The sequence below is a fragment of the Nocardia sp. NPDC005998 genome (assembly GCF_040614395.1).
Taxonomy (GTDB): Bacteria; Actinomycetota; Actinomycetes; order Mycobacteriales; family Mycobacteriaceae; genus Nocardia.
The window spans coordinates 1-15,327 of record NZ_JBEXUI010000039.1 but is presented as its reverse complement, the minus strand read 5'-3'; the positions used below and the strand labels follow the sequence as shown (position 1 = coordinate 15,327).

Sequence of the window (15,327 nt, the reverse complement as noted above, 5' to 3'; positions counted from 1 at the left end):
GGCCTACGCTCCGATACCCGAGTGCCGATTCGCGGCGGACTTGGCTACCACACAGTCGATTACGTCGCGGGCGGTGTGCAGCGCCGCGGCCTCCTCGTCGGAGATCTCGATGCCGAAGCTGCGCTCGAGTTCGATGACGAGTTCGGCCGACCGTACCGAGTCCAAGCCATAATCCAGCAACGGCGTATTCACATCGATCCCGGACACCCTCAGCCCCCGCGAAAAGAGTTCGCGCACCTGCTCGTCAACATGGTTCAACCCGGTCATCACTCACCCTCCGTCGCGCTCGAACCTGCCGCGTCCGCCATGCGCGCAACGCGGCCCGAGACCGCGGACTCCACCGAACAGATCATGAATCCTTGCTGGTCAGTTCGGAATTCAACGCCAGTCGAGACTGCGCTCACTTGCCCTCCGATACGGCAATCGGGACTGTCACGTCCAATATCTCGTCCATGTGCACAACTGTTAGCAATCACAGCGGCGCATGCACACATCTGTACACCGCTGATTTGCAGCTGGCAATGTCAATAGCCTTGCAGCACAGCCGGTTCGATCCATCAGCAACTGTTTCGCTAATCCGACTCGGCAAAGTGCACGAGACCCACGTATACCCGTCAAAAAGGGGGCCTGACGAGTCCCCGTCTGAGACAACACAATCCGCGATTGGACATCCCAGATAATTCATCAATTCGGCCGCACCGCTGGATGACGGGATCAATTTCCAATAAATGCGCTGTTCACGCCCGGTTCACTGAGCGGACAGCGGAGATTCCAAACCAACTCATCGGTATTTTTGTTTTGTATTGGGCGCTAACACATTCCGCGCTGAATGCAAAGTCACGTAACCCCATTTTTACGTCATGTCGCACGGCGCACGCACGGCCCGGACTCCCGGCTAACTTTTGGTCCGATCCACGGATGTGACGGCTCTCATTACTCGCCGGTAGCTCCTCTGAAACACTGTGACCGGTCACAAGGGCATCCCGGCCGGGCTAGCGCACTCTCACAGAACCGAGCGAACCGGTCCACGGCTGACCTCGGACAGTTAGTGTGAATGCGCCACACAGCAACACCGGGGCCAAAGGAGTCGCCTATGTCCGTCGACCACTCGACCCGGCCGACTCTGACCCTCTCGGGTAAGCCGATGTCGTCGCCACTCAAGGACGTCCGCGCGCTGTCGCGGCAGATGGTCGGCCACTTCGTCGACAATGTCATCCCGTGCGCGACGATGCCGGGCGAAGCGATCACCGGCGATTTCACCGCCAGCACCCGCGTCTGCCTCGAGATCGCGGTCAGCATGCTGGACGGTAAGGACATCCCGGAAAAGGTGCGGCGGCTCGAGGACCATGCCGCCGGGTGGGCCCGCGAGGGTGTGCCGATCGACACCATCCTGCATTCCATCCACGAGGGCTTCCAGATGGGCCTCGACCTGGTGGTGTCCAAGGCGACGACGAAGGACTACGACAATCTCGTCGACGGCGCCAAGATGGTCATCGCGCTGCTGGACAAGCTCACCTCGGCGATCTCGGTCGCCTATGTCCGGGAGCTGCGCGCGGTCGTCAGCGAGCACCACACCGCTGTGCACACCCTCACCTCGGCGCTGCTCGGCGGGCACAGCACCTCGACCATGGCACGCGAATGCGGCATCGCCATCGCCGAGTCCTACAGCGTTCTCGCCGTTGCCATTCCGCCCCATCATGATGAGCACAATCCGATGCTCGACGTCCAGGTGGTGGCCCGGCGCAAGCTGCGTCGACTGCAGGCCGAACTCGCGACCCGATGCGGTGCCAGCGCGCTGTCGCTGCTCAGCGTGGACGGCGGCACCGTGCTGATCCCCGCGACGCAATTCGACAACGATCAGCTCGAAGCTCTGGTGACGCGCATGTCGCATGCCGCGCAGGTCGGGATCACCGTGACAATGGTCGAGGCCACGCCGGAACAGATTCCGAACGCGGCCGACCAGGCGCATGAGCTGCTCGATATGGTGCAGCGGCTGCAGGCGGTGGCCGGGCTGTATCACTTCGACGAACTCGCCCTCGAATACCAGCTCACCCGGCCCGGTCCAGGCCGTGCATACCTCGGCTCGCTGCTCGATCCCCTCGACGAACACCCCGAACTGCTGGAGACCCTGCAACGCCATATCGGTAACAACCTCAACCGCCAGCGCACCGCCCGGGTCCTGCACGTGCACACCAATACCGTCGACTACCGGCTCAAGCGCATCGGACAGCTCACCGGATTCGATCCGTCCCAGCCGTCCGGGCTCTGGTACCTGCGCTCGGCCCTGGTCGCGCGCACATACCGCACCTGACGCGGGCCCACCGGGCGGGCGCAGGGGGTCGCCCGGTGGACCATCGCGCGGAAGGTCGCACGCCGGTGATGCCGGGATCTTCGACCGTGGCGATCGGCTCCGAGTTCGAGAGACGCTCACGCCCAGGATATTTCGTGAGGTCCGAGCCGAAACGGGCGACTATGTGGCGAGTTCGGACGCATTGCGACTCGCTGATGTGGACGAGGTCGGCGAGGAATATGACCTTGGTCCGATTCCCACAGGACCAACGCCCCTGCCCGCACGGGCTCCACGCGGGCAGGGTGATCGATGGGCCGCGGCGAAACCGCCCCGCCGCGGCCCGATCTCAACCGACACTGGAGGAAATACCGTGAGCGACAGGACATCCGGCGAGCCGTACCACAGCAAGCCCGGCGAAAGCCTCGCCGATCCATACAACATCCCCGGTATCGTGCTTTTCATCGCCGGAGTTGTGGGCCTGGCATCCACCCTCACCGCGGCAGGCTATGGATTCGCGGGCTGGACCGCTCTCGGGGCCATTGTCACCGCACTGTGCTTCATCACCAGCGTCACACTGTTCGTCCTCGAACACGAACGCCTGCGCCGACTCGCTCGCCGCGGCTAGTCTCCGCTCAATGCGCGCGGACCACGATCATCAGGACCTCTACCGCATGTAGGAGGGCGTTGCCGGGGAGGTGCGCGTGCTGGACCCCGCAGTGCTGACCGAGCCGACCAGCGAACGTGCCGAGGCCCGGCTGCCGACCACCACCATCCCGGCGTGCACGGAGCGTTCGAGCAACGCTGCCGGGACCGGATCGGCGGTAGTAATGGCAAGGTCCGCACCCGGCGCGCCAACTGGTAGCCATCGAATCGGCGCAGACCATTGGGAAAACGTGCCAGCACCGTTCCAGCATTGTGTGCCGCGGACTCCGACGCGACGGCCGAAAGCCATCGGAAACCCCCTCGGATGTCCGAAGGTCCCCCGCTGAGCGTCGGTTCGGCCCTGTTCGGCGGCACCATCCGCCCGTAGCGTTGACATCACCTTCACCCAGCTTCCGCAGTACGAGGAGACCGACATGCTGGCGCGGGTCATCTACGAATCGATGTTCGGCAACACCGCCGCCATCGCCGCCGCCATCGCTCAGGGGCTCAGCGAGTACGCCACCGTGGAGTTGCTCAACGTGGCGGCCGCCGCGGAGCTGCCCCAGCCAACTGCGGATCTGTTGGTGGTGGGCGGGCCGACGCATATGCTCGGGCTCAGCCGACCCCGGACCCGCCGTGATGCTGCGCAAGCGACCGACGCGCTGGTTCCGGTCGAGATCGGCATCCGAGAATGGCTCGATCGGGCGCTGCCGGTGGTACCGGGTACCCAGGCCGCAGCCTTCGGCACCAAGGCCGTGAAGCCATCGTGGTTGCCGGGGTCGGCCGCCCGCTGTGTCGGTAAGCGATTGCGGCACTTGGGTTATGAACTCGTCGACGAGCCGGTGGACTTCTTGGTCGACGGCGTGACCGGACCATTGGCCGCAGGCGCGTTGGAATGCGCTCGCGCTTGGGGCGAACGCCTCGCACACACCGGGGCCGACCGGATCGCACATCAATTCTGATTCCTTGTGCAGCAAGCCCATTGCCCCGTCATGGTCACCCGAACCGCGGAGCGGCGCCATCGTTCGAGCGCGGATCCCACCGAATGCCCGGGCGACCAGCAGTGCTGTTCGGTCCTCGATTGGGGACCTTCGGCCCCATTCGGATCCGACTCCGTTCAGAGATGCTCTAGAAAGCTATTCGACTCGGCTCGGAGACCACTGCATGATCAGCTCGACCGAAACCTGCACCGTCCGCCCGCTCGGCCCCGGCGATGCCGCCGCCGTCGCGGATCTGCACGCCGGGATGCCCGATAAGGACAGCCTCTTCCGAATTCTCGTGCCGCGCCCGACCGAGTTGCCCAATGTCGCGCGCGCCCTCGTCATGCGCGATCCTGCGCACTGTGCGCTCGGCGCCTTCGTCGACGACCGGATCGTCGCCCTGGGCAACTTCATCGTGCTCGGGACGACCAGGACGGCCGAGTTAGCCATAACCATCGCTCCCGATCAGGACGACCGGATAGGCGCGTACAGCCTGGAACTCCTCCACCGCCTGGCGCAACTCGCGCGTGAACGCGGCGTCGAACGATTTGTCGCCGAACTGATTCCCGCGAATACCAGGCTGATGCGGTTGGTTGCCGCCGCAAACCTGCCGGTGTCGGCCTACTGCCAGAACGGTATCGCGCGAGTCGGCATCCAACTCTGACAGCCCGCCACCGATCCGCGGATACGACTCGGATCGGGGCCGATGACACGTGCTCCACGGGGAGCGATGTGGCCTGCTTCGGCCGGATGCCACATCGATGGTCCATTCTTTGCTGCTGCCCGCATAGTTGTCGACCAGGGCGCCGATCGGCCTCGACAATGGTGTCGTCCCTGATCAAGCGCAGCAGATCAGGTCGGGAGACGTGCGATATGGCGCACGATGCACCGGACTCCGGGCTGGGCCCGAATGAAACTCGGCTCGCACGGCTTGCCGGGCAGCCGATGACGGCGCGCCGATGGGCCTGTGACCTCGGATGCGAGGGCCACAGGACTCGCCAACGCAGTGACCTTTGTCTCTGCTCCGCGACGGCGCCGAGCGAGATGCTCGAACCAGGCAGCCAGCCGCGAAATTCACCAAAGTGGCGGTGCCGTCGAGAAGAGGTGATCCGGGTGTCGCGGTACCCGTCGCTGTCGGTCCGTATCTGGCGGACGCGACCGTGGAATACCAGTCCGCTGATGCGGGCGTCGGATCGAATCGAGGCGCTGGTCTGGATCCTGGCTGCTGCCGCGATGCTGGTCGCCATTCCGATCGCGGGTGCGGTGGGGACCGCGGGCTATACCGCGGCGGCGGCGCGGATCAGCTCCGACAATTCGGCGAAAGTCGCTGTCACGGGCACGATTTCGGGCGAATCGAAGCACACCGCGACGGTGTCGGCGCGGTCGGCGATGACCGACAGCCACTCCGAAGCGCCGGTACGCTGGAATCAGGACGGCCGATCCGGCACGGCGACGATTACGGTCCCGGATACGGCGAGCCGCGGCGATGCGGTCACGGTGTGGCTCGCCCCGGACGGCACTCCCACCGGTCCGCCGGAGCGGTCCGGTGTCGCCGTCGGCAACGGGATCGAGGTCGGCCTGGCCGTTCTGCTCGAAATCTGGGGCGCCGTCTTGGCCCTGGTCGCGCTCATTATGTGGGCATTGGGCGCTCGACGTCGGGCCGGCTGGGAACGGGAATGGCGGGAGACCGGATGGCAGACCGGCAGCGATCGGCGGTGACGACCTCGGGGCAACGACACTCGCATCGGCGACATCAGGACCTATCGATGGGCATGCCCTGAACCGGAATCTGGATAGATCTAACAGGAAGTATTGCGATGGTGTTCATCGATCGGTTCGATGCAGGACGGCAACTGGGGATGCGCCTGGGGTCCCTGCGAGGGCAAGACATTGTGGTTCTCGGTCTGGCGCCGAGCAGTGTTCCGGTCGCATTCGAGGTCGCACGTGCCTTGAATGCGCCGCTGGATGTGATCGTGGTGCGCGAGCTCAGGGTCCCGTACCGGCCGGAAATGGCGTTCGGCGCAATCGGTGAGGGTGGTGTCCGGGTGATCGACGACGCCGCAGTCGCTCGTAGCGGGGTGACCGCCGCGCAGATGGCAGCGATAGACCTGCAAGAGCGCAAGATGCTGCACACTCAGCTCCGCAGAGTTCGGGAAGGGTGTCCGCGCATTCCGTTGACCCGGCGTACCGCGATCATCGTCGTCGACGCAATCGTCAGCGGCGCCCCCGCTAGAGCCGCCTGCCAGATGGTCAAGGTCCACGGTGCCGGGCGGATCGTCGTGGCCGCCCCGGTAGGTACAAGCGCCGTAGTGACCGAACTTTCCGGGGTCGCCGACGACGTGATCTGCCTGCGGACACCGCCGAGTCTTTCCACGGCCGGCGAATGGTATTCGCTGTTCCGTCGCCCCTCCGACGACGAGGTCCTCGCGCTGCTGCACCGGGCCGCCGGAGCCGAATTGCTACGTCGGGCCACCGCGGATGTCTCGGCGCCGCCAACCAACTCGACTTGACCGCTCAACGGCCGACAGATCGGTGAGTCGACCGAACGCCCCGGAGTGGGACGGTACGCGCGGTGTTTCGGGATAACGCCGCTATCCCGACCTGACCGCTGAGCGGTACCTGAGCTATCTCGCGCGGCGGCGTCCAGGAAAAGGTGGGCGTTCGGCATGCCGAACGCCTCGGGCTGGACCGTTCAGAACGCATCGGTGCGGTCGGGGACACGGCAATCGGGGAGGTCCAAGAGATGGCCGATACCGTCGGCATCCTGCGCCAGGGCGACTGTGGCGAGGTGCGCTCGATCGCCGAACTCACCGTCCGGCCGCCGCGTCGGCTCGACCGAAACCCCACAGGTCTCGCCCGCAGTCCGCACCGTATGGCCTGGTCTCGGGGCGGCCAGGGTAATTCTCAGGGACAAAGGACTACCTGACCGGTGCCATTCGGTCCTGCCGTCGCACCATGCGACGGCCGGATCATTGAGACATGACAACCAGCACGAGTCGGTACCAGGAACAGGCGTTCGGCGCATCCGTGATCTTGTCGCCACTGCGCTCCCCGCTCGCCCTCGGGCTGGGGCATAACCTGTGCCAGCTGCGCTATCAAGCGCGGCTTTCGGGGCGCCATATCGCCCTACCAGTGTCGTATGCCCGCACGGGCGACAGCATCGTCGTCCGGGTCGCTCGCGCCGACACAAAGACATGGTGGCGTAACTTCCGCACACCCCGGCCACTTTCGGTGTTGCTGGATGGCCGGTGGTATCGCGGTACGGGCCATGTGGCACAACCGGATTCGCTGGAACGCGAAGAAGCGGCAGCGATCTACCAGGCGGCGTTTCCACGGGTGCGGATGCCGTCGACCGATCCGTTCGTGGTGATCGAATTGGCAGGCGCGGACGAGCATCGAATCGCCCTATAGTGCGTGCCGCGACCGCATCGCGCGGCTAGGCAGTGTTTCGAAGTGGAGGGTGGTGAGCACCGCTACGCGGCGCTCACCACGTGCTCTAAAACCGCTGGTAAAGCCCTTGAACTTCGCAATTTTCCAAGATCAGATCACTTCCCTTGGAAAGGCGAATTGATCGTCGTGAAGTACTGGACCCCGGCCAGAATCGCCACAGGTGTGGTGATCAACAACTGACCCGCCAGGGTGCCCAGCGCTCCGACGGCAATGATGCCGCCCAGGCAGCCGATCGGCGCTGCCGGGATGAAGGCGCCGAACAGGCCCACGATCGTTGCCGTCGCCACGGTCGCGCCGGCAATGCCGCCGAGCACGCACCCCACGGCACCGCCACCGAGACCACCGATCAGAGTGCCGATCGTGGCACCGGTGGCGATGGTGTCCTTCATCCGGTTCCAGGCCGCCAGCTCGCGGTCACCAGAGCCGCAATGGCGCCGAACTTCCTCATCTGCATCGTTGTTCCCTTATCGGGTGTAACTGGGATCGGGGTTGAGCTCATGGTCTTTCGAGAATGCAGACTGGTCCTCCGTGGTTTCCTGCTCGATTGCGTTACGCACTAATGTCGGGTTGTCGAGGGCGGCATGGAGGCGGGTGTCGTCGCGTTCACCGACGAGTTTGGCGATGACCATGGTTGCGGTGGCGATGCCGATGGTGGTGGTCAAGGCTTTGCCTTCACTCATCACGCGGTCGATCCCGACGACGAGTGCTATGCCGACGGCCAGGACCTGTACTGCGGCGGCACATCCCGCCACGGCGAACCGACCCGAGTGCGCCATCGGATCCCGTCGATGAGTTGCCGTTTCGTCCACGTCGGCGGGCGGCCCGCCTTCTTCCCACAAGGCAAAAGCGGTACCAGCCGCACCCACTGGGCGTCAGTCAGATCCCCCGCCCCGCAACCGATACGCTGGCCACGAGGTCTCCGGTATTCAGGTGATGTTTCGTCGCTGAACCTTTTACCGGAGACCTCACCCGCCTCAGCTCATCGACCCACCAACGCGGACAACACCTTTCAAATCACCAAACTTGGTGAGCACCACACAGCGGTGCCCACTGCCCCTCCACTTCGAACACTGCCTAGTGGCGGCGCTGATTCGCCAGCGTGACGCCGGGGAATTGCTGGGTTCCGCTGCGTCCGCCGTGACCGGTGCACTGGTCCACGACGCCGCGCCCTTCGAACTCGTCGCCCCGGGCCTGAGCATGCGGAGCGTTGTATTTCCCGAAAGTTGTTTGGACCACTGTGTGATCGCGAGTGACCGAGCCCCCTTGGCCGACCCGCGATTCGACGATCCACGGACATCCGCTCAGGCGGCCTGGTCGACGAGGCGGACGCCGGAGACGATGGAGGGCTCGATCTCGATCACGGTATCCATGACATGGTCGACCCAAGGACGGAGCAGGCGCTCGTAGCGGGCGATGCGGGCGGGATCGGTAACGGTGCGAGCGAAACCGGTAACCACGACCGACCATCCGGTGTGTAGGTGCGGGTCGATCTCGTCGGCTTCGTAGGCGACCACCACACCGGAGTTGCCGCGCACGGCGGAGGTGAGCTGGGCCGCGAGGCGGGTGCGCACGATGACGCTGCCATCCGCCTCGACAATGTGATTGACCGGGCGGATCGCCGGTAATGCGTTGCGGCTGAACACCACTCGACCGATCGAGACGCTCGAGAGCAGGTCCAGCGCCGTCGCCCGATCGAGTTCGACGATCGTGCGTCCTGGAAAGTCTTCGGCGGGGATCACCATCGTGCGGCCTCCGCTCCCGGTAACCCGATCCGGACCTGAACGCGTACAGCGGCACCCCGGAACGCCACGTTCGCCTGTGCCAGCATCGGCGCATCCAGACACTGCGGACGGGTGCACCGCACCCGGGCCGGTGCACCGACATGGTGGCAGCGCAGCGCCCGGTCGATCCCCCGCAGCGCGCGGGTGATCCGGACGGGATCCACCGCACCCTGGGTGGTGCACACCGCCGGCGCGGTCGTCCTGGTCGACCACAGCTCGGATGTACTCACTCGCCAACCCCTTTCGACCGACAGCGGCGCAACGCTGGCAATCCAACCGTGCTGCGGCAGTGCCGAACAGGGCCGAAAGGCCCATGAATCGAGGACGTCGGCCCCATCACAGCGACACCGCGGAACGCGGATAGCCACCATGCGACCACCTATTCCGAGAGGCCGAGCTGTTCCGGCGCTTCTCCCAAGCCACGTCGGCGAATTCGTCGAGGCGGTATGCGCACAACACCCTTCGTCTGCCACCGACGCGGGTTCGCGCTAGGCGCACCCGGCTTGATCCTTTCCGCCTGGTCGAGCGGACCGGGCGCCGGACGGCGAAAGGACCGACTCCTCGACAGAAACGGGACCTTCGCCCCTCGAATCCGAATCGGACCAGCGCCGATGATGATCGGAGAGGTCCGACTATGCATGAGGTGGCAGCGATGCACGCACGCGACATCCTCAGCCGACCAGAGGTTCCGGTGCGGCCGGAAACACCGCTGACCGAGGCCATCGAACAACTCATCGAAGACGGATTCGCCGCGCTGTCGGTGGTAGCCGACCGGGACCAGGTGGTCGGCATGCTCTCCGAATCCGAAGTGCTCGCTGCGTCTTCCGCAGTGGACACCTCAATCGTCGACGCGGTGACGGTTCCGGTCGAAGTCGTCCGGCCCGGGACCGGCATGTCCACGATCGCCCACCGCATGCTCAGCGCGGGATTGCGATCGATACGGTCACGCCGCACCCACACCGGGTCGCGATGACGACGGCACCGCACCGAGTCGATCATCTGACAACAACTTCAGACCACCTGGAGGTGACGCTCGCCGGTGCGATGCCGATCGCGGACGTGCTCTCGGCGTTGTCGACCACCGATGCGGGCCTGACGGGAGCGGAGTTCCGACGGCGCCGACAGGCCGTCGGGCCCAATGCGATTCGCTCACATCAGGCCCGGCTCCTGCCGGTGTTGGCACGGCAGTTGCGGTCTCCGTTGCTGCTCTTGCTGGCGGTCACCGCCACCGCGTCATTCTTTCTCGGCGAGCGCACCGATGCGCTCATCATCGGTGTCATCCTGACCGCCTCGGTCGGGTTGGGCCTGATCAACGAGTACCGTGCCGAGCGTGCCGCCGAAGCTATGCACGATCGAATCCAGCACCGCGCCACGGTGATTCGCGACGGTGCGGCGCAATCGGTCAGCCTGGTCGAGCTGGTGCCCGGCGATCTGGTCGAACTGCGGCTCGGACAGCTCGTGCCCGCGGATATCCGGTTGCTGAGTACGACGGCATTGCAATGCGACGAGTCGGTCCTGACCGGGGAATCGATTCCGGTCGAGAAGTCGGTGGATCCGGTGCCGTCCGGAACCACGATGGCCGAGCTGAGCAGCTGCGCGCTGATGGGGACGGTGGTCAGCGCCGGACAGGGCCGCGGCCTGGTGGTCGCGACCGCCGGGTCGACGGTCTTCGGCCGGGTCGCCCTCGGACTCGGAAAACGTCAGCCCGACACCGAATTCCAGCTCGGCCTGCGCCGATTCTCGCTCCTGCTGGTCCGAGTCGCCGCGGTACTGACCATCGGCATCTTCGCGGTGAATATGGCGCTGCACCGCCCGATCCTGGACGCGCTGCTGTTCTCCCTCGCCATCGCGGTCGGCATCTCCCCACAGCTGCTGCCCGCCGTGGTCTCGACCAGCCTGGCGGCGGGTTCCCGGCAGCTCGCGCGCCGAAAGGTGCTGGTGAAACGGCTGGTGTGCATCGAGGATCTCGGCGATATCGAGGTGTTGTTCACCGATAAGACCGGCACGCTGACCGAGGGCCGGATCGAATTCATGCGTGCACTCGGTCCCGACGGATCCGCATCGGACGAAACGATGCTGCTCGGCCTGGTCTGCACCGACGCCACCGTGCGCGACGCGCGCGTCGTCGATGGAAATCCACTCGACACCGCCCTATGGGAGGCCCCGACCGCACCGCGCGCGGCCGCCGAACGGTACACCAAGTTGGCCGTGCTGCCCTTCGACCACCGCCGCCGACTCGTCACCGTGCTCACCGCCGACGAGCCCGGCGAGCCGCTGATCATCACCAAAGGTGCGCCGGAGGCCGTACTCGACCGCTGCACTGACTTGCCCCATACCGCGAAGACCGTGCTGGACAGTGAATTCCGGGCCGGTCACCGCATCGTCGCGGTGGCGACCCGCTCGGCGCCAGGGCAGTACACACTCGCCCCCGATGACGAGCACGACCTGCGCCTACACGGCTTCCTGGTGTTCCTCGACCCACCGAAGGCCACCGCCCGCGACGCGCTGCGGCGGCTGGCCGACCTCGGCATGGCGGTCAAGGTGATCACCGGTGATAATCCGGACGTCGCCGGGCACGTCTGCACCGAACTCGGGCTACCGGACGGCGGTGTGCTCACCGGACCCGAAATCGACCGCCTCGAAGAACCCGAGCTGCGCGAACTACTCTCGACCACAACGATATTCGCGCGGGTCGACCCGGAACAGAAGGCTCGGATTGTGCGCGCACAGCGGTCCTCCGGTGTCGACGTCGCATTCCTCGGCGACGGCGTCAACGACGCGCTGGCGCTGCATGCCGCCGATGTCGGCATCTCGGTAGATTCCGCCACCGACGTAGCCAAGGATGCCGCCGATGTCGTGCTGCTGGAGAAGGACCTGCATGTGCTCGCCGACGGCGTGCTGGAAGGCAGGCGCATCTTCGCCAACACCATGAAGTACGTGTTGATGGGCACATCGAGCAATTTCGGCAATATGTTCAGTGCCGCAGGCGCGTCCGCCTTTCTGTCCTTCCTGCCGATGCTCCCCTCGCAGATCCTGCTGAACAATCTGCTCTACGACGCCAGCCAACTGGCCATCCCCACCGATAACGTCGATCCCGAACAACTCGCGCGCCCGGCACGGTGGGACGTCGCGCTGATCCGGCGCTTCATGCTGGTCTTCGGCCCCATCAGCTCGCTGTTCGATTTCGCCACCTTCGCGATCATGCTGTCGGTATTCCACGCCGACGAAACCCTTTTCCACACGGGTTGGTTCGTCGAATCCCTGGCCACCCAGACCCTGGTCCTATTCGTCATCCGGACCCGGCGCACCCCGTTCTTCCGCAGCCACCCCAGCGTCGCGCTGCTGTTGGCCGCATTGGCCGCGGTGACCACCGGTGCCCTGCTCCCCGTCGCACCATTCGCCCGTGACCTGGGCTTCACCCCGCTGCCCGGCGCTTTCTTCCTAACCCTGACCGTTATGGTCCTGGCCTATCTGGTGCTGGCCGAACTCGGCAAACATTACTTCTTCCGCACCCCGAAACCCGTTGCCCCACAACGCCTCCGCATCACCAGCCACCGCGTGGACCGACGCGCCGCCCGCTTCACCACCGGCCGCCGGTCCCGGACACCGCATCGCGTGGGTCCGTGATCAGCTGCGGCACGGTGCTCGACCACGCGCGCCCGGCCTTCCAGTCGGCGGCCGGTTCGCCGAGGTCGATCGGTTCCCCCACCCCGGTCTGCCGGGCACCCCGCGCCGTCGGCGGAATCAGGTCAGCTGTTGCGTACAACGATCATCGGGCACTCCACCGTGTGCAGCAACGCGTTGCTGGTGGAGCCGAGGACCATGCTCGCGAACCCACCACGGCCGCGGCTGCCGACCACAACCAGCTGCGCATTCGCCGACTCGTCCAGTAACGCTCGAACCGGCCGGTCCAGCTTCAGGACCCGCTGCACCGGCACCTCCGGATACCGGTCGCGATAGCCGGCCAAATTCTCGGCCAACAGCGCCTGCTCGGACTCGCGCGCGGCCTCCCAGCCCGAATGCGGCAGATCGACGCTGCTGGCATCGCTCCAGGTGTGCAGCGCCGTCAGCCCCACCTTGCGTCGCGAGGCCTCCTCGAACGCGAGCTCGATGGCGGGCACGCTATTTCCTGAGCCGTCGACGCCGACCAGGATGGGTTTACTCGCCGATTCCGGGTCGATCGCCGAATCGCCATGAATCACCGCGACCGGGCAATGCGCGTGATGGGCGACCGCGGTGCTGACCGAGCCGAGCAGTCCACGGTGGAACGCGCCGACGCCGCGGCTGCCGACGACCAGCATCCTGGCCTGCGCCGAGCGCAGGATCAGGGTCGGAATGATCGAGGCGAAGATCACCTCGGTTGCCAGCTCCAATTCCGCCCCCGGCGCGGCGTGCCGTGCCAGGCTGGCCGCCTCGACCAGGATCCGCTCGCCATCGCGGCGCAGCCACTCCACGTCCGCCTCGCTCAGAGTGCGGTCGGGGCCGAAGTCGGGGACGGCCACCGAGGTCAGAATGCGCAGTGGGCAGCGGTGCAGCGCGGCATCGACCGCCGCCCAGGCAACCGCCTCATAGGAACTCGCCGAGCCGTCGACCGCTGCAATGATCTGCGGCGCTGCGGAATTGCCCATTAGTCGTTCCCTTTGTCGAAAAGTGCTTGCCGGAAACGAAATAGCCCGGTCGCGAGTGGCCCAGCCGCCCGGTCAGGTGATCGGTTGGTCGCGGACCGCCCGATCGTTCAGCATGCTGCCACCTCAGTGGCGTCGCAGGGATCCAATACGTCCTCGATCGGCCGGCGCGGCGTGGCGGGCAGCGTCTCGGCACTCGTCGGCGCCCAGCCGATTCTGATCACGGCCTGGGGATAGCCGTAGTCGTCGAGGACGCCGATGCGGACCCGGTGCCGCAGTGCCGGGATCTCGAGCGGTTCGGTCAGCAGACAGGTGGCCAACCCGATATTCGTCGCGGTCAGCAGCACCGCGCTCAACGCCTCACCCGCGCACAGTCGCGAGAGTCGATGGTCGGCCGAGGTGCTCAGCACCAGCAGCTCGGCGCAGTCGGACTCGTGCGCTTCGTCAGACCGTTGCACACCATCGTGCCTGCCACTCCACTCGGCCGGCTCGAGTCGATAGCCCGGGTCCCCCGCGTGCCGCTCGGCCGCGGCCCGCATCGCTTCGATCAAGCAGTCCCGCGATCCATCGGCCGCCTGCCGCACCGTCGCTCCCAGGGTCGCGGCGCGCTCGGTGACCAGCCCGAGGTATCCCGGCGGCACCGGCCACGCACTGAAGGGCCTGCGATCGGTTCGTCTGCGGGTGATGGCGGCGCTCAGTTCGATTTCGTAGGGAATCGGCCGATGCCGCACTGGTTCAATCGATGCCAGGTGGTTCGGTTGCGCCGGATTCGGCAGCCGGTGCACCACCGCTGACCAGCCGAGCGCGGCGAACGCGACGCGCAGATGATGCAGCGCAGCACCACAGCTCAAGACCAGATCGCGTTGGTCGGGGTCGGTCGAGGGCAATGCCCGGGTCGGATCCAGATACAGATGGACGCTGCGGTCTGCGATCCGCCACCGCCACGGTTGGGTGTTGTGCACCGACGGTGCCCGCACCGCGAGCGCTAGTGCCGCCCGCACGGTGTGATCATCGGGCAGTCCGTGGTCCATCACCACCATCCCTTCCTTTCGTCCCGATTCACCCTCGCACCGCGGCGATACCGAAGGTAGGGCAAGACGACCCCTCCTGGCGGGACTTCGGACGCCGGCTGGGGTCGGCCGGCAAGACGAAGAAACCGATCGGCATCGGCGGGGTTCGATACGTGACGGCGTGCGGTACGAGCTCATGCAAAAATTGGGTATGGATCGCGAGTTCCTCGTGCCTGACCAGATGCCGGTGACCGAAACATTGCCGCAACTGCGGCTTCGTGAGCTGCTGGGTGAGGTCCAGGACCGAATCGCGCAGATCGCCGGGGTTCGTGATCAGATGGACCGGCTGATCGAGGCAATGCTGGTGGTGACCGCCGGACTCGACCTGGACAACACATTGCGCTCGATCGTGCACACCGCCATCGAACTCGTCGACGCCGAATACGGTGCGCTGGGCGTGCGCGAAACCGATAAGACCAGTCATCAGCTCGCCGAATTCGTCTACGAGGGCATCGACGATCGGACCCGGGTCATGATCGGCGATCTGCC

Annotated in this window: 17 protein-coding genes and 2 pseudogenes; 10 read left to right on the top strand and 9 right to left on the bottom strand. The window is 65.8% G+C overall.

Annotated features, from left to right (window positions below):
* Window positions 1-3: 3 nt before the first annotated feature.
* Window positions 4-267 carry an acyl carrier protein gene (locus ABZ293_RS34315; RefSeq protein WP_355187571.1) on the bottom strand — a complete coding sequence of 88 codons (264 nt, stop codon included), beginning with the start codon at window positions 265-267 and terminating at the stop codon, window positions 4-6.
* An 826-nt stretch (window positions 268-1,093) separates the two neighbouring features.
* Here ABZ293_RS34315 and ABZ293_RS34310 point away from each other — a divergent pair.
* The 6 genes from ABZ293_RS34310 (at window position 1,094) to ABZ293_RS34285 (ending at window position 6,422) form a co-directional block, all read left to right on the top strand.
* Window positions 1,094-2,311 carry a helix-turn-helix domain-containing protein gene (locus tag ABZ293_RS34310; protein ID WP_355187569.1) on the top strand — a complete coding sequence of 406 codons (1,218 nt, stop codon included), beginning with the start codon at window positions 1,094-1,096 and terminating at the stop codon, window positions 2,309-2,311.
* 349 nt (window positions 2,312-2,660) lie between these two features.
* Window positions 2,661-2,915: a hypothetical protein gene (locus tag ABZ293_RS34305; RefSeq protein WP_354957641.1), complete on the top strand. Its 255-nt coding sequence runs from the start codon at window positions 2,661-2,663 to the stop codon at window positions 2,913-2,915.
* A gap of 451 nt (window positions 2,916-3,366) precedes the next feature.
* A complete protein-coding gene (locus tag ABZ293_RS34300) occupies window positions 3,367-3,894 on the top strand; it encodes a flavodoxin domain-containing protein (RefSeq protein ID WP_354957640.1) in 528 nt (175 codons plus the stop codon).
* 202 nt (window positions 3,895-4,096) lie between these two features.
* Window positions 4,097-4,576: a hypothetical protein gene (locus ABZ293_RS34295; RefSeq protein WP_355187567.1), complete on the top strand. Its 480-nt coding sequence runs from the start codon at window positions 4,097-4,099 to the stop codon at window positions 4,574-4,576.
* A 449-nt stretch (window positions 4,577-5,025) separates the two neighbouring features.
* Complete coding sequence (locus tag ABZ293_RS34290; protein WP_355187566.1) at window positions 5,026-5,631, top strand: hypothetical protein; 606 nt, start codon at window positions 5,026-5,028, stop codon at window positions 5,629-5,631.
* A 98-nt stretch (window positions 5,632-5,729) separates the two neighbouring features.
* Window positions 5,730-6,422, top strand: a complete 693-nt coding sequence (locus ABZ293_RS34285) for a hypothetical protein (RefSeq protein ID WP_355187564.1) — start codon at window positions 5,730-5,732, stop codon at window positions 6,420-6,422.
* Window positions 6,423-6,604: 182 nt separating this feature from the next.
* Here the strand turns inward: ABZ293_RS34285 and ABZ293_RS34280 are convergent, their stop codons facing one another.
* The gene (locus ABZ293_RS34280) at window positions 6,605-6,826 is read right to left on the bottom strand and encodes a hypothetical protein (RefSeq protein WP_355187562.1); all 222 of its coding nucleotides are present in this window, start codon (window positions 6,824-6,826) and stop codon (window positions 6,605-6,607) included.
* A 65-nt stretch (window positions 6,827-6,891) separates the two neighbouring features.
* Here ABZ293_RS34280 and ABZ293_RS34275 point away from each other — a divergent pair, with 65 nt between their 5' ends.
* Window positions 6,892-7,323 carry a hypothetical protein gene (locus ABZ293_RS34275; protein ID WP_355187560.1) on the top strand — a complete coding sequence of 144 codons (432 nt, stop codon included), beginning with the start codon at window positions 6,892-6,894 and terminating at the stop codon, window positions 7,321-7,323.
* Between the two features lie 134 nt (window positions 7,324-7,457).
* Here ABZ293_RS34275 and ABZ293_RS34270 read toward each other — a convergent pair.
* From ABZ293_RS34270 to ABZ293_RS34250, 5 genes and pseudogenes are all read right to left on the bottom strand, one after another.
* A pseudogene (locus ABZ293_RS34270) lies at window positions 7,458-7,778 on the bottom strand (hypothetical protein); the annotation flags it as partial.
* Between the two features lie 48 nt (window positions 7,779-7,826).
* Entirely contained in the window at window positions 7,827-8,024 is a 198-nt protein-coding gene (locus ABZ293_RS34265) for a hypothetical protein (protein ID WP_355187559.1), read from the bottom strand.
* Window positions 8,025-8,068: 44 nt separating this feature from the next.
* The gene (locus tag ABZ293_RS34260; RefSeq protein WP_355187557.1) at window positions 8,069-8,224 is read right to left on the bottom strand and encodes a transposase; all 156 of its coding nucleotides are present in this window, start codon (window positions 8,222-8,224) and stop codon (window positions 8,069-8,071) included.
* A 439-nt stretch (window positions 8,225-8,663) separates the two neighbouring features.
* Complete coding sequence (locus tag ABZ293_RS34255) at window positions 8,664-9,104, bottom strand: pyridoxamine 5'-phosphate oxidase family protein (RefSeq protein ID WP_355187555.1); 441 nt, start codon at window positions 9,102-9,104, stop codon at window positions 8,664-8,666.
* Window positions 9,098-9,373 carry a hypothetical protein gene (locus tag ABZ293_RS34250; protein ID WP_355187553.1) on the bottom strand — a complete coding sequence of 92 codons (276 nt, stop codon included), beginning with the start codon at window positions 9,371-9,373 and terminating at the stop codon, window positions 9,098-9,100. The genes ABZ293_RS34255 and ABZ293_RS34250 overlap by 7 nt, the downstream gene beginning before the upstream one ends.
* 422 nt (window positions 9,374-9,795) lie before the next feature.
* On the opposite strand from ABZ293_RS34250, the gene ABZ293_RS34245 reads away from it, so the two are divergent.
* Together ABZ293_RS34245 and mgtA are read left to right on the top strand one after the other, a co-directional pair.
* Window positions 9,796-10,116 carry a CBS domain-containing protein gene (locus tag ABZ293_RS34245; RefSeq protein WP_355187551.1) on the top strand — a complete coding sequence of 107 codons (321 nt, stop codon included), beginning with the start codon at window positions 9,796-9,798 and terminating at the stop codon, window positions 10,114-10,116.
* Window positions 10,113-12,770, top strand: a complete 2,658-nt coding sequence (gene mgtA / locus ABZ293_RS34240; RefSeq protein ID WP_355187549.1) for a magnesium-translocating P-type ATPase — start codon at window positions 10,113-10,115, stop codon at window positions 12,768-12,770. The genes ABZ293_RS34245 and mgtA overlap by 4 nt, the downstream gene beginning before the upstream one ends.
* Window positions 12,771-12,892: 122 nt before the next feature.
* On the opposite strand, the gene ABZ293_RS34235 is transcribed toward mgtA, so the two are convergent.
* On the bottom strand, window positions 12,893-13,771 hold the full coding sequence (locus tag ABZ293_RS34235) for a universal stress protein (RefSeq protein WP_355187547.1): 879 nt from the start codon (window positions 13,769-13,771) through the stop codon (window positions 12,893-12,895).
* A gap of 107 nt (window positions 13,772-13,878) precedes the next feature.
* Complete coding sequence (locus ABZ293_RS34230; RefSeq protein WP_355187662.1) at window positions 13,879-14,799, bottom strand: NAD(P)H nitroreductase; 921 nt, start codon at window positions 14,797-14,799, stop codon at window positions 13,879-13,881.
* Window positions 14,800-14,989: 190 nt separating this feature from the next.
* Here ABZ293_RS34230 and ABZ293_RS34225 point away from each other — a divergent pair.
* Window positions 14,990-15,327 (top strand): annotated as a pseudogene (locus ABZ293_RS34225) (histidine kinase); the annotation flags it as partial.

Excerpts from the sequence above, each read along its gene's own strand:
- ABZ293_RS34315 (WP_355187571.1), bottom strand. The coding sequence starts at position 267 with ATGACCGGGTTGAACCATGTTGACGAGCAGGTGCGCGAACTCTTTTCG.
- ABZ293_RS34310 (WP_355187569.1), top strand. The coding sequence starts at position 1,094 with ATGTCCGTCGACCACTCGACCCGGCCGACTCTGACCCTCTCGGGTAAG.
- ABZ293_RS34300 (WP_354957640.1), top strand. The coding sequence starts at position 3,367 with ATGCTGGCGCGGGTCATCTACGAATCGATGTTCGGCAACACCGCCGCC.
- ABZ293_RS34295 (WP_355187567.1), top strand. The coding sequence starts at position 4,097 with ATGATCAGCTCGACCGAAACCTGCACCGTCCGCCCGCTCGGCCCCGGC.
- ABZ293_RS34285 (WP_355187564.1), top strand. The coding sequence starts at position 5,730 with ATGGTGTTCATCGATCGGTTCGATGCAGGACGGCAACTGGGGATGCGC.
- ABZ293_RS34275 (WP_355187560.1), top strand. The coding sequence starts at position 6,892 with ATGACAACCAGCACGAGTCGGTACCAGGAACAGGCGTTCGGCGCATCC.
- ABZ293_RS34255 (WP_355187555.1), bottom strand. The coding sequence starts at position 9,104 with ATGGTGATCCCCGCCGAAGACTTTCCAGGACGCACGATCGTCGAACTC.
- ABZ293_RS34245 (WP_355187551.1), top strand. The coding sequence starts at position 9,796 with ATGCACGCACGCGACATCCTCAGCCGACCAGAGGTTCCGGTGCGGCCG.
- mgtA (WP_355187549.1), top strand. The coding sequence starts at position 10,113 with ATGACGACGGCACCGCACCGAGTCGATCATCTGACAACAACTTCAGAC.
- ABZ293_RS34235 (WP_355187547.1), bottom strand. The coding sequence starts at position 13,771 with ATGGGCAATTCCGCAGCGCCGCAGATCATTGCAGCGGTCGACGGCTCG.
- ABZ293_RS34230 (WP_355187662.1), bottom strand. The coding sequence starts at position 14,799 with ATGGACCACGGACTGCCCGATGATCACACCGTGCGGGCGGCACTAGCG.